10 protein-coding genes, 1 tRNA gene and 2 rRNA genes are annotated in these 13521 nt (G+C 49.5%); 4 read left to right on the top strand and 9 right to left on the bottom strand.

Features of this window, described 5'->3' with window-relative positions; translation table 11 throughout:
* The first annotated feature begins 6 nt into the window (after window positions 1-6).
* Window positions 7-774: an SDR family oxidoreductase gene (locus tag ACGHTT_RS03015; RefSeq protein WP_390593408.1), complete on the top strand. Its 768-nt coding sequence runs from the start codon at window positions 7-9 to the stop codon at window positions 772-774.
* Between the two features lie 10 nt (window positions 775-784).
* Entirely contained in the window at window positions 785-1561 is a 777-nt protein-coding gene (locus ACGHTT_RS03010; protein WP_390593406.1) for an SDR family NAD(P)-dependent oxidoreductase, read from the top strand.
* Between the two features lie 26 nt (window positions 1562-1587).
* Here the strand turns inward: ACGHTT_RS03010 and ACGHTT_RS03005 are convergent, their stop codons facing one another.
* Window positions 1588-2934 carry an MATE family efflux transporter gene (locus tag ACGHTT_RS03005; protein WP_390593404.1) on the bottom strand — a complete coding sequence of 449 codons (1347 nt, stop codon included), beginning with the start codon at window positions 2932-2934 and terminating at the stop codon, window positions 1588-1590.
* A gap of 150 nt (window positions 2935-3084) precedes the next feature.
* Here ACGHTT_RS03005 and ACGHTT_RS03000 point away from each other — a divergent pair, with 150 nt between their 5' ends.
* Window positions 3085-4389 carry an ATP-binding protein gene (locus ACGHTT_RS03000; protein WP_390593403.1) on the top strand — a complete coding sequence of 435 codons (1305 nt, stop codon included), beginning with the start codon at window positions 3085-3087 and terminating at the stop codon, window positions 4387-4389.
* Window positions 4390-4400: 11 nt separating this feature from the next.
* On the top strand, window positions 4401-4919 hold the full coding sequence (locus ACGHTT_RS02995) for a response regulator transcription factor (RefSeq protein WP_390593402.1): 519 nt from the start codon (window positions 4401-4403) through the stop codon (window positions 4917-4919).
* Between the two features lie 29 nt (window positions 4920-4948).
* Here ACGHTT_RS02995 and rimI read toward each other — a convergent pair whose 3' ends face one another.
* The 8 genes from rimI to ACGHTT_RS02955 form a co-directional block, all read right to left on the bottom strand.
* The gene (gene rimI / locus ACGHTT_RS02990; RefSeq protein WP_390593400.1) at window positions 4949-5401 is read right to left on the bottom strand and encodes a ribosomal protein S18-alanine N-acetyltransferase; all 453 of its coding nucleotides are present in this window, start codon (window positions 5399-5401) and stop codon (window positions 4949-4951) included.
* Between the two features lie 13 nt (window positions 5402-5414).
* A complete protein-coding gene (locus tag ACGHTT_RS02985) occupies window positions 5415-6197 on the bottom strand; it encodes a hypothetical protein (protein ID WP_390593399.1) in 783 nt (260 codons plus the stop codon).
* Window positions 6198-6215: 18 nt separating this feature from the next.
* On the bottom strand, window positions 6216-7763 hold the full coding sequence (locus ACGHTT_RS02980; protein ID WP_390593398.1) for a 2-isopropylmalate synthase: 1548 nt from the start codon (window positions 7761-7763) through the stop codon (window positions 6216-6218).
* 274 nt (window positions 7764-8037) lie between these two features.
* Window positions 8038-8478, bottom strand: a complete 441-nt coding sequence (locus tag ACGHTT_RS02975) for a MarR family winged helix-turn-helix transcriptional regulator (RefSeq protein WP_390593397.1) — start codon at window positions 8476-8478, stop codon at window positions 8038-8040.
* Complete coding sequence (locus ACGHTT_RS02970) at window positions 8478-8960, bottom strand: glutathione peroxidase (RefSeq protein WP_390593396.1); 483 nt, start codon at window positions 8958-8960, stop codon at window positions 8478-8480. Before ACGHTT_RS02970 ends, ACGHTT_RS02975 begins: the two co-directional genes overlap by 1 nt.
* 582 nt (window positions 8961-9542) lie before the next feature.
* Window positions 9543-9658 (bottom strand): 5S ribosomal RNA (gene rrf / locus ACGHTT_RS02965).
* 312 nt (window positions 9659-9970) lie between these two features.
* Window positions 9971-12857 (bottom strand): 23S ribosomal RNA (locus tag ACGHTT_RS02960).
* 468 nt (window positions 12858-13325) lie between these two features.
* Window positions 13326-13401, bottom strand: a tRNA-Ala gene (locus ACGHTT_RS02955).
* Window positions 13402-13521 lie beyond the last annotated feature (120 nt).

Genomic DNA, 13521 nt, shown 5'->3' with positions numbered 1-13521 from the left:
CACGTCATGAAAAAAGATCTATTTAGTCTCACAGGAAAGATCGCTTTAGTCAGCGGCGCTAGCCGCGGTATTGGCGAATCTATCGCTAAAACCTTGGCCGCCTATGGTGCACACGTCATCGTCTCCAGCCGAAAAGTGGCTGACTGTCAGCGCGTAGCCGACGATATTATCGCCGACGGCGGCAGCGCCGAAGCGTGGGCCTGTCACGTTGGCGACATGGAAAGTATCAGTAATACGTTTCAATTTATACGCGACAAACACAAAGGTAAGCTCGATATTTTAGTCAACAACGGTGCAGCCAATCCTTATTTCGGACACATTCTCGACACCGACCTTGGTGCCTTCCAAAAAACCGTGGATGTGAATATTCGCGGTTACTTTTTTATGTCGGTTGAAGGTGGAAAACTGATGCGCGAAAACGGCGGCGGCAACATTGTTAATACCGCGTCGGTCAATGCGCTTAGTCCCGGCCATTTTCAGGGTATTTATTCAATCACTAAAGCTGCCGTGGTTAACATGACGCAAGCCTTCGCGCGCGAATGTGCTGAATTTAATATTCGCTGCAATGCCCTTCTACCCGGTTTCACTAAAACTAAATTTGCCGGCGCACTCTTCACCGACGACGGCATCTACAACCACGCCATCGCCAATATTCCCATGAAGCGCCACGCTAAGCCAGACGAGATGGCCGGCGCCGTGTTGTATTTAGTATCAGACGCCAGCAGCTATACCACTGGACAATGTATTGTGGTCGATGGCGGCCTAAACGCTTAAGGAATTTAAAATGGATAAGCTACTCGATTTCACCGGAAAGACTGTTTTAATTACTGGCGCCGCACAAGGTTTCGGCGCATTGCTGGCCGAAGAGCTAGCCGCGCGCGGCGCCAATTTAGTCCTTGGCGATATCAAAACCGAGGCCCTTCAAGCCTTAGCCAAAAAGCTCAAAGCCAGTGGTACAAAAGTCATCGCACAGAATTGCAATGTAGCCGCAGAAGACAATTGCAAAGCCATGGTCGACAGCGCGATGGATCAATTCGGGCAACTCGATATTGCCGTCAACAATGCAGGCATCGGCCAAGCCCTCGAGCTCACCGAAGACGTTACCGATAAAGACTTTGAATCTCAGTGGCGAGTGAACGTAATGGGCGTGCAATACGGCATGCGTCACCAAATCAAAGCCATGAAAACCAAGGGCAGCGGCGTCATTCTCAACGTCAGCTCCATGGCTGGCCTAGGTGCTGCCCCGCGGTTGGCCGCCTACAGTGCGGCAAAACACGCGGTCATTGGCCTGTCGAAAACAGCAGCGGTTGAAAATGCTGCGTTGAACATTCGCGTCAACGCAATCTGCCCCTTTTTCGCCCTCACACCCTTAGTGACTGAATCCGCACTTTCAGCAGCAGGTGTGGAGCAGGCCAAAGTCGCACTCAGTCGCAACTCTCCTATGCGTCGTTGTGCCGAACCCATAGAAATAGTCAACGCCATGCTATTGTTATTGTCACCGGGCAATACCTACATGACCGGCTTGGCCATTGCGGTGGATGGTGGCGTATCGGCTATCTAGCCTACTGACTAATTACTAGAAATGGCTTAAGCGGCGACCTGCTGAAAGCGTCGCTTAAGCCAAAGCCACGCAATAAAACCCACCAAGAGATTACACAGGGCTGTTGCAACAAAAAGACCCGTCACGCCCCACTGCCACTGAAATAGCCACGCCAACGGTAAGTACAAGCCAATAACGCGTAAAAAGGAAATTGCCACACCGGGCATGGGCTGACCTATGCCATTGAAAGCGGCATTTACTGACATGACCAATCCATAGGCGCCATAACTAATGGGCACAATGAATAAATAGCTCATGGCAATCGCAACCACGGCATCAGCACCGGAAAATAAGCGCACTAAATATTCGCCAGCCAACCACAAAAATAATGCCAGCACCACGCCAAAACTGAGGCAGAACTTTGTCATCACGTTTAACGTTGCCTCTAAACGATCAAATTTTTCAGCGCCTAAATTTTGCCCGCAGAAAGGGCCTACGACGCCCGATAACGCGTAAAAAACTATGAGCACAATCGGCTCAACGCGCATGGCAATACCTAATCCTGCCACTGCTACCGTTCCGTAGGCGGCGACCAAATACACCACTACGCCACTGGCGAGAGGGATAATGATATTGTTAATCATGGCGGGCACACCCACGTGCACAATTGCTCGCCAAGATACCATCACCTCTTCCAACTTCGCGAAGGGGTTAACAAGCATCGATAAGCGTTTATCCAACACAAATATCACCACGACGAGACTCATAGCACGGGTGATTAAGGTCGCAAGCGCCGCGCCTTCCAGTTCTAAACGAGGGAAACCAAAAAGCCCAAAGATCAAGATCGGATCAAGAATTAAATTTAATACCGCCGCCGCCATCATGAGCGTGCCCTGAATGCGTGCCAAGCCCATAGCGCGCAAGGACGCCAAGCCCACCATAGGCACCATTAAGCAGGGCGCGCTGAAATACCAAATCCACATATAGTCGTGAATTAAAGGGAGCAATTCAGGCTCGGCACCTAACAGGGTGAACAAAGGGTTGATGGTAAAAATACCAATGGCGCACATCACCACGCTGATGATAGTGGTCAGGGTCATGGAGTCCGTTGCCATACGCTGAGCGAGGTGGTGATTGTTACCCCCTATGGCGCGCGCGACCGCGGACGAGGTACCGGCACCCAAACCAATGGCGATGCTGGTCAACACCATAACAACGGGAAAGGTGAAACTCATTGCCGCGAGTTCGGTATGACCCAGCTGGGCAACGAACAGTGTATCGACAGCATTAAAGGACATAGTGGCCAATAAGCCCCATACCATGGGCATTGCCATGTCGCGCAAATGCGGACCTACCGCGCCTTCTGTAAGGACTGGCCGACTAGCTGGGTTCATGAGCCTTGATGATCTTGGAAAACGGCAATTATACACCAAGCCGCTCCGGGGGGAGCGGCTTGCACTTGCGCCATCACGCCATCCATCTGATGACTGCGGCTTATTGTCGCAGCGCGATAACATTCACGCATTTAGCCCTATAATGCGGCTATGAAAACAGCGAACAACGAACACACTTTCCAGCGTCAGCTCACGCAAAATCTACGCACCTTAGTATTACTGCGCTGGATGCTATTCATTGCGCTTCTCATTTCTTTAGGCGCGGCTTACGTAAAATTAAACCTCGTGTTGGAATACCAAACGCTATTGTGGCTGATTGCGCTATTTTGCATGTTGAATCTGCTGACCCACTGGCGGATCAAAGGTCAAGTCCGCGCTAGCAACGCTGAATTTATGACCCAGTTAACCGTGGATATCATTGGCCTATCAACCCTGCTTTATTTCACCGGCGGCGCCACTAATCCTTTTGTTAGCTACCTACTGATTCCTCTGTGCATTGCCGCGATCGCGCTTCCCGTTCGCTTCACGTTTGTCATAGCGGCACTGTGCATTGGCTGCTACTGGTGGCTCTTAAGTCGCTACATTCCAGTACAATCCTTAGCGCCAGCCCACGCAATGCACCACATGCCCACACAAGACTCCTCGCTGCATATTTACGGTATGTGGCTAAATTTTGTGTTCAGCGCCGGGATCATCGTAACCTTTCTTACGCGCATGGCGAGCGAACTTCGAGAACAAGATCGCATTATTCAAAACCAGCGAGAACATGGTCTGCGCGCGGAGCAGCTTACTGCCATTGCGACACTCGCCGCTGGTGCTGCGCACGAACTGGGCACGCCACTAACCACCATAAAAATTGTCGCCAAAGATATAGTCGCGGCTGCGCCGAATGCCGACATCGTTGAAGACGCGAAGCTTATCGCATCACAAATAGACCTGTGCCAACATTCACTCAGAAAGCTGCGCGATCAAGCAGAAGCAGGCATACATGTTCAGCAGAATCGCTTACAACTAAAAACGTGGCTTGAAGACACCATCGACCAATGGCAATTGATCAACCCACAAAAGCGCCTTTCACACAACCTCAGCTCGCTTGCCAATAACGCTTACCTGATGGCAGACACAACCTTAACGCAATCCCTAATCAACCTGATGAACAATGCCGCCGAACAGTCAGAGCAGGCCATTACAATACAGGTGGAGCTGCTGCAAATTAACACCGCTGACCCTAGACTGAAGCTCGATATCATCGACTTCGGCGGTAGCATCGCTCATGAAATTAAACAACAGTGGGGCCAACCCTTTAACAGCAGCAAAGCAGAGGGCTTAGGCTTGGGCGTCTACCTTTCCAACAGCACAATTGAAAGGCATCGAGGCCAACTCATCATGCTCGAAGAACTAAACCATAAAATCACACGCATTGACTTACCCATCATGATTGAAGCCTGCCAATAGGACACAACCCATTGCACTATCTTTTACTCGATGACGATATTGCGCTCACTGAAACACTGAGCCGATCACTGAAAAAGCGCGGCCAAACCGTGAGCTCATGTCATAACCTGACGGAGCTAGAAGCGCTGCTTTCTGAAGTGCAATTTAATCGCGCTATTGTCGACTTAAAAATGGCTCACGAAAGCGGTCTAGATGCCATAGCGCGCATTCAAATGCGTCAACCCGCCTGTGCCATTGTGATGCTCACTGGCTACGCCAGCATTGTAACGGCGGTAGAAGCTATTAAGCGTGGTGCGGTGCAATACCTGCCAAAACCTGCCGATACAGACGAAATTATTAACGCCTTTGGCGATAGCTTAGCGACAGAAAAAATTGATATAGCGCCACCCTCAGTGGAAAGACTCGAGTGGGAGCATATACAGCGTATTTTGCACGAGCTCGATGGCAACATCTCTGCAACAGCGCGAGCACTGAATATGCACAGACGCACCCTACAAAGAAAACTATCGAAAAATCCCGCGAAAAGCTAAAGAGAAACGGCTGCGGGTAGCACACTCAACTACGCCATATAACGCGCCATAATTAATGCGTGCTCTTTGCCATTGAGAGTTGGGTAGTAGTTTGGCCGCTCGCCGACTTCCATAAAATCGTAGCGTTGATAGAGGCGTATCGCTTTTTTATTGCTTACCCGCACTTCTAAAAATACCGTTTCTGCCTTTTTTTCCGCCCAAACCATCAAATCGTCCATCAAGGCGGAGGCAACGCCTTTTCGCTGACATTTTGGACTAACCGCAATATCCAATAACTCCGCATCGCCGCCGGCAGCCGAGGCAATATAAAACCCCAATAATTTATCCTGATCGAAATAACCCACGCAGCGATGGTGACCCGCCAAACTGTCATCCATATTTTTGCGCTTCCAGGGGTGCGAATGCGCGACAGATTCAATCTCCATCACAATATCGATATCAGCAGGGAATAATAAGCGCAGCGGTAAATCTGTCGTGTTCATTGAGTTGCTTTGGTTAAGAAAGGCGCAGGTGCGATATAGCAGCCCAAACGGATGCTTTCATTTCAGGCGTCTCTATTAGCGCCTCCAGACTCGGGAGGCAAATCGCGGGCATCGCCTCTGTATCCGATAACCCAACCTGCGTTTGCGCGTAAAGCGGAGTATCTTGATTCAATAGGTTGCGCGAACTCATGTCGCCAAAACACAACAAACTTGTGGCTTGGCCAGCAAATCTGCGCGCCAGCAAAATGGATTTTAAATAGGTATCAGCGGGGCCACTTTGCGCAGCACTCAGGCCCTCTAAAGGCCATTTAATCACCTCGGGCTTCTGCGCGTCAGCAATCGAGCGCCCCAAGGCGATAAGAATATTCTTTAACAAGACATTAACAGGTAATGCTTTCTGCACCTGCCGATCGGCAACAACGATCAAGCCCGTGAACTGCCATAAATTAACGGCGAAGGCTTCAAGCTTTTCCGATTGTTGCTGTTTAGCCAATAAAGACAGGTTAGCAATTTTACTGGGCGCCTTAGCAGACTCTGCTACTTTGGCGCTCGCCAGCATAGACTGCAATAGATCGCCTACGGCCTCTGGTGCGGAAACTGAGTCAGCGGTGCAACTTTGGTTGGCAGTAAGCGTCGCTGAAGACGCATTAAGCGCGGGCGCCGAATCGACTTGCTCAATCGTTAAGCTTGCTAGATCACATTGCAAAGGCAAAGGCGCAGACGGCAATACCCACTTGGGCATGTAGGTTTGTATACCCATCGCCTCCAAATATTGCTGTCTGGCCATTTCCTGCATTAGTTAGCTCACCGTCTATTAGACACCCTCGCGCTGCGGGTGCTCTTTGTGCTTATCTTCAGCCAGCAAGTTTAACGCATCTATGTAAGCTTTAGCAGAGGCGATGACAATATCGGTATCAGCGCCGGTGCCATTGACGATAAAACCCTGCTTACTCAAGCGAACAGTCACTTCACCCTGCGCCTCCGTGCCCTGGGTAATGGCATTAACCGAATAGAGTTGTAACTCGGTATCGCTACAGGCAATTTTTTCAATGGCTTTAAATGTGGCATCTACCGCCCCACTACCTTCTGCTTCAGCGCGCTTTAATTCGCCGTCGACTATTACACTTACCTTAGCGTTGGGCACCTGACCGGTTTTACACAGCACTTCCAACGTCTCAAACTGAAACTGGTGGCTCGAAAGACTCTCGCGCACGTCAGACACTAGCGCCTGTAGATCTTCATCGAAAATTTCATGTTTTTTATCCGCTAACGTCTTAAAGCGCACGAAGGCTTCGTTAAAAACCTCTTGGCTCTCAAAACTAATACCTAGCTCGTCAAAGCGAGATTTAACCGCTGCGCGCCCCGAGTGTTTACCTAACACCAATTTATTGGAGTTCCAGCCCACATCTTCGGCGCGCATAATTTCGTAGGTTTCACGATGTTTCAACACACCATCTTGATGAATACCCGATTCGTGAGCAAAGGCGTTAGCCCCGACAATGGCCTTATTCGGCTGAACAGGAAATCCCGTTACGCTCGCCACCAAGCGAGAAGTCGGCACTATGTGGGTAGCATCAATGCGGGTATCCACATTCAAAACATCTTTGCGGGTTCGCATGGCCATGACGATTTCTTCGAGTGACGCGTTGCCTGCACGCTCGCCCAAGCCATTGATCGTGCACTCCACTTGGCGAGCGCCATGCCTTACGGCGCTTAGCGAGTTAGCAACAGCCAAACCTAAATCATTATGACAATGGGTTGAAAAAATCGCTTTATCGGCATTGGGTACCGCGGTAATTAAGCGTGAAAACATCAAACCATATTCCAGCGGCTCACCATAGCCGACCGTGTCTGGCAAGTTAATCGTCGTGGCACCAGCGTCGATAACGGCCTCAATGATACGGCACATGAATTCATGTTCAGAGCGACTCGCATCTTCTAAAGAAAACTCCACATCTGCCACTAAATTACGCGCCCGCTTGACTGAGCGAACCGCGCGCTCAATCACTTGATCCGGCTGCATTTGCAGCTTGTATTTCATGTGAATTGGCGAGGTGGCAATAAAGGTATGAATGCGACCGGCGGCGGCCGGCGCCAGAGCCTCGCCAGCGCGATCAATATCTGCATCAGCGGCGCGAGCCAGACTACACACGGTGGAATCTTTTACCGCTTCCGCAACAGCTCTGACCGATTCAAAGTCGCCTTGGCTGGCGATAGCAAAACCCGCCTCAATGACATCAACGCGCATTTTTTCAAGCATTTTCGCGATACGAATTTTTTCAGCTTTCGTCATCGATGCGCCGGGGCTTTGCTCGCCATCGCGTAACGTGGTATCAAATATGACCAAACGATCAGTACTCATGGGAACCCTTACGTTAGAACTTTATAGGAAAGAATCGGAATGGCTGAATACGCCAAAGACACTTACAGGCCGCTTAGGCCTGTAAGTGTGGTGATAAGTCGGAAGTGTTTGGCGGGTGTGTAGGACACGCTCTCTACTCTTTTTAACTAATAAGCGGAGTTTAGAGCATTTGACGTAAATCAGGCAAGCGAAAAAAGGACACCCATCCTATCAAAGCATATAAAATAACGGTAAAAGCCAAACTCCATCTAAAATACAACAAAAAATGAAACGCTTATCCTAACTTATCCATAAGCACCTTAAGTTGCGTACGCAGTTCGGCCAAATCTAAATCAGGTGAATACACAGACACCTGTTTAACCCACTGAATAGCAATAGGTTGCAGTGCTTTTCCGGCGTCATTAAGTTGCACCCACACTTGGCGCTCATCCGCTAACCCTCTCTGCCGCGAGACCAAACCCAGCACCTCCATGCGCTTGATTAACGGCGTTAAAGTGCCAGAATCCAACATCAGCTTTTCACCTAAACACCCTACCGTTACAGCCGAATTACTCTGCCACAACACCATTAATACCAGATACTGGGGGTAGGTTACCCCCATTCGCTCTAGCAGTGGCTTATAAGCCCTGATAATTAACCGGCTAGCGGCGTAGAGCTTAAAACAAAGCTGCTGATCCAAATGCACCAGCTTCGCATCATCGGTTTCAATAACCATTAACCAAGCGCAACCTTAAGTTCGGCCTCCAAGGCCTCTGGCTTATCTTTTGGCGCAAACCGCTTAATAACTTTGCCATCCCGCCCCACCAAAAACTTGGTAAAGTTCCACTTGATACCCTCAGTACCAAAAACGCCGGGAGCCTCCGCCTTCAACCAGTTAAATAGCGGGTGAGCACCCTCGCCATTTACATCTACCTTGGCATAAAGCGGAAAAGTTACGCCAAAATTAAGTTCACAGAATTCACTTATTTCGGCACTGTCGCCTGGCTCCTGCTTGCCAAATTGATTACAAGGGAAACCAAGAATCTCGAAACCCTGATCTTTATATTTTTTATACAACTCCTCAAGCCCTTTATACTGCGGCGTAAATCCGCACTTACTGGCCGTGTTAACGATCAACAACACCTTGCCTTTAAAAGCGCCGAAATCTTGTGATTCAGCTGACAGACGCTCTGCATTAAATTGGTAGATATCATTCACGGTAATCACTCTCTGTTTCAATGAAATTCAAATATATATTGTGCACAATATAATTGCCAGAAAGATAATTCTATTAAGTCAATTGCTGAATTGGGGAGTAAGGCTGAGTTGACAGTGCGCGGCTTACAGGAAGCTGCAAAATTTTGCAGACACTGGTATATCTTCGCAAGTAAAAGCGAAAGCCCAACCGAGTACTCAGTTGGGCTTTTGTGCATCTGCAGGTTGTTTCTTTAGAGCTTGGTTCTCGGAAAGGTCTTGGCGCCACAGCCTTCCCGACGAGTCCTCGGTGCCGCCTGAATTGATCCGCTTCTTTAAAAATTAACCCGTCTTTCGCCGGCAGCAAAGCTGCGCTGCGGAGCGCGGCCAGCTGCGGGGCGGCCATCCGCTTGTCGGCCGGACCGCCGGTCCGACGCCTCGGCTAGCGGCCCCAATCCACAGGGATGTGGCGGTGCAGTGAAGGGCAGGAAGCCCGAGAACTGCCACAAATAAAAAGAGGGGTGGTGCGGCACTCCGATTACCCTTGTGAGAGCGCACAAAGCAAAACGCCCTGCAGGATATCCTACAGGGCGTTTTTAGTTAGATGCTTGACAATGTCCTACTCTCACATGGGGAAACCCCACACTACCATCGGCGCTAATTCGTTTCACTACTGAGTTCGGGATGGGATCAGGTGGTTCCAAATCGCTATGGTCGTCAAGCAAACTGGTATGGGTGAATGGCTCCGTCTGCAAAGCATTGCTTTGCGGGGTCATGAACGGCCAGCCATGAAGGGCTGGACTGGGCTCAAGTACCATGGACGGTGACTTGCGATTCACTCCAAATAGGGCGATAAATGCCTTTGTCATCTTTCAATCACAAAGTCGTCGTAATAATTCTGTAGATGCTGAGTCTCTTTGTTACATAAATCTGATTCATTTGTCGTTCTGATTTCTCAGACATAACTTCAGATCGTTCTCAAATCACTTTATTTCATTTCTAAAAAATAACGTCAACACAATCGTTTCTGTTATATGGTCAAGCCTCACGAGCAATTAGTATTGGTTAGCTCAACGCCTCACAGCGCTTCCACACCCAACCTATCAACGTCGTAGTCTTCAACGGCTCTTTAGGGGACTTAAAGTCCCAGGGAGATCTAATCTTGAAGGAGGCTTCCCGCTTAGATGCTTTCAGCGGTTATCCCGTCCGAACGTAGCTACCGGGCAATGCCATTGGCATGACAACCCGAACACCAGAGGTTCGTTCATTCCGGTCCTCTCGTACTAGGAACAACTCTTCTCAAATCTCCAACGCCCACGGCAGATAGGGACCGAACTGTCTCACGACGTTCTAAACCCAGCTCGCGTACCACTTTAAATGGCGAACAGCCATACCCTTGGGACCGGCTTCAGCCCCAGGATGTGATGAGCCGACATCGAGGTGCCAAACACCGCCGTCGATGTGAACTCTTGGGCGGTATCAGCCTGTTATCCCCGGAGTACCTTTTATCCGTTGAGCGATGGCCCTTCCATACAGAACCACCGGATCACTATGACCTACTTTCGTACCTGCTCGACGTGTCAGTCTCGCAGTCAAGCTGGCTTGTGCCATTACACTAACCTCCTGATTTCCGACCAGGATTAGCCAACCTTCGTGCTCCTCCGTTACTCTTTGGGAGGAGACCGCCCCAGTCAAACTGCCCACCATGCACTGTCCGCAATCCCGATTAGGGACCTACGTTAGAACCTCAAACATACCAGGGTGGTATTTCAAGGACGGCTCCATCGAAACTAGCGTCTCGACTTCAAAGCCTCCCACCTATCCTACACAAATAGGTTCAAAGTTCAGTGCAAAGCTACAGTAAAGGTTCACGGGGTCTTTCCGTCTAGCCGCGGGTACACTGCATCTTAACAGCGATTTCAATTTCACTGAGTCTCGGGTGGAGACAGCTCCGCCATCATTACGCCATTCGTGCAGGTCGGAACTTACCCGACAAGGAATTTCGCTACCTTAGGACCGTTATAGTTACGGCCGCCGTTTACTGGGGCTTCGATCAAGAGCTTCGCTTACGCTAACCCCATCAATTAACCTTCCAGCACCGGGCAGGCGTCACACCCTATACGTCCACTTACGTGTTTGCAGAGTGCTGTGTTTTTAATAAACAGTTGCAGCGGACTGGTTACTTCGACCACCGACAGCTTACGGAGTAAATCCTTCACCGTCAGTGGCGTACCTTCTCCCGAAGTTACGGTACTATTTTGCCTAGTTCCTTCACCCGAGTTCTCTCAAGCGCCTTGGTATTCTCTACCTGATCACCTGTGTCGGTTTACAGTACGGTTCTTTGTTACCTGAAGCTTAGAAGCTTTTCTTGGAAGCATGGCATCAACCACTTCGCTCAATAAATTGAGCTCGTCATCAGTTCTCAGCCTTAGGGGACCGGATTTGCCTAATCCCCCAGCCTACAACCTTAAACACGGACAACCAACGCCGTGATGGCCTAGCCTTCTCCGTCCCTCCATCGCAGTAACAAAAAGTGTAGGAATATTAACCTACTTCCCATCGACTACGCGTTTCCGCCTCGCCTTAGGGGCCGACTAACCCTGTCCCGATTAACGTTGGACAGGAAACCTTGATCTTCCGGCGGGGGAGTTTTTCACTCCCCTTGTCGTTACTCATGTCAGCATTCGCACTTCTGATACCTCCAGCATGCTTCTCAACACACCTTCAACAGCTTACAGAACGCTCCCCTACCCCACAGACATAGTCTGTAGCCACAGCTTCGGTTGCTAATTTAGCCCCGTTACATCTTCCGCGCAGGCCGACTCGACTAGTGAGCTATTACGCTTTCTTTAAAGGGTGGCTGCTTCTAAGCCAACCTCCTAGCTGTCTAAGCCTTCCCACATCGTTTCCCACTTAATTAACATTTGGGACCTTAGCTGGTGGTCTGGGTTGTTTCCCTCTTGACAACGGACGTTAGCACCCGCTGTCTGTCTCCCGGATAGTACTCACTGGTATTCGGAGTTTGCATGGGGTTGGTAAGTCGGGATGACCCCCTAGCCCAAACAGTGCTCTACCCCCAGTGGTATTCGTCCGAGGCTCTACCTAAATAGATTTCGGGGAGAACCAGATATCTCCGAGCTTGATTAGCCTTTCACTCCGATCCACAAGTCATCCCCTAATTTTTCAACATTAGTGGGTTCGGTCCTCCAGTTAGTGTTACCCAACCTTCAACCTGCTCATGGATAGATCGCCCGGTTTCGGGTCTATTGCATGCGACTAAAACGCCCTATTAAGACTCGGTTTCCCTACGGCTCCCCTAAACGGTTAACCTTGCCACATACAATAAGTCGCTGACCCATTATACAAAAGGTACGCAGTCACACCACGAAGGTGCTCCTACTGCTTGTACGCATACGGTTTCAGGATCTATTTCACTCCCCTCACAGGGGTTCTTTTCGCCTTTCCCTCACGGTACTGGTTCACTATCGGTCAGATGGGAGTATTTAGCCTTGGAGGATGGTCCCCCCATGTTCAAACAGGATATCACGTGTCCCGTCCTACTCGATTTCACAACAAGTGCCTTTTCGTGTACGGGGCTATCACCCTGTATCGCCCAACTTTCCAGAAGGTTCCACTAAAACACAAGTTGCTTAAGGGCTGGTCCCCGTTCGCTCGCCGCTACTAAGGGAATCTCGGTTGATTTCTTTTCCTCCGGGTACTTAGATGTTTCAGTTCCCCGGGTTCGCTTCGTACAGCTATGTATTCACTGTACGATACTGAGTAAACTCAGTGGGTTTCCCCATTCGGAAATGTTAGGATCAAAGCATGTTTGCCGGCTCCCCTAACCTTATCGCAGGCTCCTACGTCCTTCATCGCCTCCATCTGCCTAGGCATCCACCGTATGCGCTTAGTCGCTTGACCATATAACACAAGCGACTGTATTGACTATTTTTTAAAAATATCTGATTTTCAAACGATTAATAATTAACGCTCTCACGCTAACTAAAATACTGAAGTCAATTGCAACAACAAATTACGCCAGATTTATGTGCTTGAGACACACTCATCTATATATCAGCAATTATTACAACTTTACATTTATCTTGTTAAAGAGCAGCTGGTGTGAAACCAGAAAGCTAATTTCTTTTTCTGTAACCTTCGTGCGGTTACATCAAAAAATCAGGTTTCTGATGTCTTACGTAGTGAATCAAGCAAAGAAGATCTTTTATAAACTTTGGAATCTTTCGACAACAACCAACACCGATTTATTTAAAACATTCGTTAAAAATAATGGTGGAGCTATGCGGGATCGAACGGGCCGGCCATCCGGCGCAGACCTCAGAGGTTCACTCAATCTCGTACATCTCGTTACAACCAACACCAAAATAATGGTGGAGCTATGCGGGATCGAACCGCAGACCTCTTGGATGCAAACCAAGCGCTCTCCCAGCTGAGCTATAGCCCCCTAACTTGATCTTTTTACTGCTTGCCGCGTTGCATTCGTTGCTCAGTCGGTCATGTACTCTTGTACACTCCCTCCTTCACGCCTCATGCGCCTTGCAATCAGCAAAAATCTCGGCGTCAT

Source organism: Simiduia litorea, assembly GCF_042853465.1.
Lineage (GTDB): Bacteria > Pseudomonadota > Gammaproteobacteria > Pseudomonadales > Cellvibrionaceae > Simiduia > Simiduia litorea.
This window is presented reverse-complemented; position numbering and strand designations above follow the sequence as displayed.

Coding starts and splice junctions, on each gene's coding strand:
- ACGHTT_RS03010 (WP_390593406.1), top strand. CDS start 785: ATGGATAAGCTACTCGATTTCACCGGAAAGACTGTTTTAATTACTGGC.
- ACGHTT_RS02975 (WP_390593397.1), bottom strand. CDS start 8,478: ATGGTTATTGAAACCGATGATGCGAAGCTGGTGCATTTGGATCAGCAG.
- ACGHTT_RS03000 (WP_390593403.1), top strand. CDS start 3,085: ATGAAAACAGCGAACAACGAACACACTTTCCAGCGTCAGCTCACGCAA.
- rimI (WP_390593400.1), bottom strand. CDS start 5,401: ATGAACACGACAGATTTACCGCTGCGCTTATTATTCCCTGCTGATATC.
- ACGHTT_RS02980 (WP_390593398.1), bottom strand. CDS start 7,763: ATGAGTACTGATCGTTTGGTCATATTTGATACCACGTTACGCGATGGC.
- ACGHTT_RS02985 (WP_390593399.1), bottom strand. CDS start 6,197: ATGCAGGAAATGGCCAGACAGCAATATTTGGAGGCGATGGGTATACAA.
- ACGHTT_RS03015 (WP_390593408.1), top strand. CDS start 7: ATGAAAAAAGATCTATTTAGTCTCACAGGAAAGATCGCTTTAGTCAGC.
- ACGHTT_RS03005 (WP_390593404.1), bottom strand. CDS start 2,934: ATGAACCCAGCTAGTCGGCCAGTCCTTACAGAAGGCGCGGTAGGTCCG.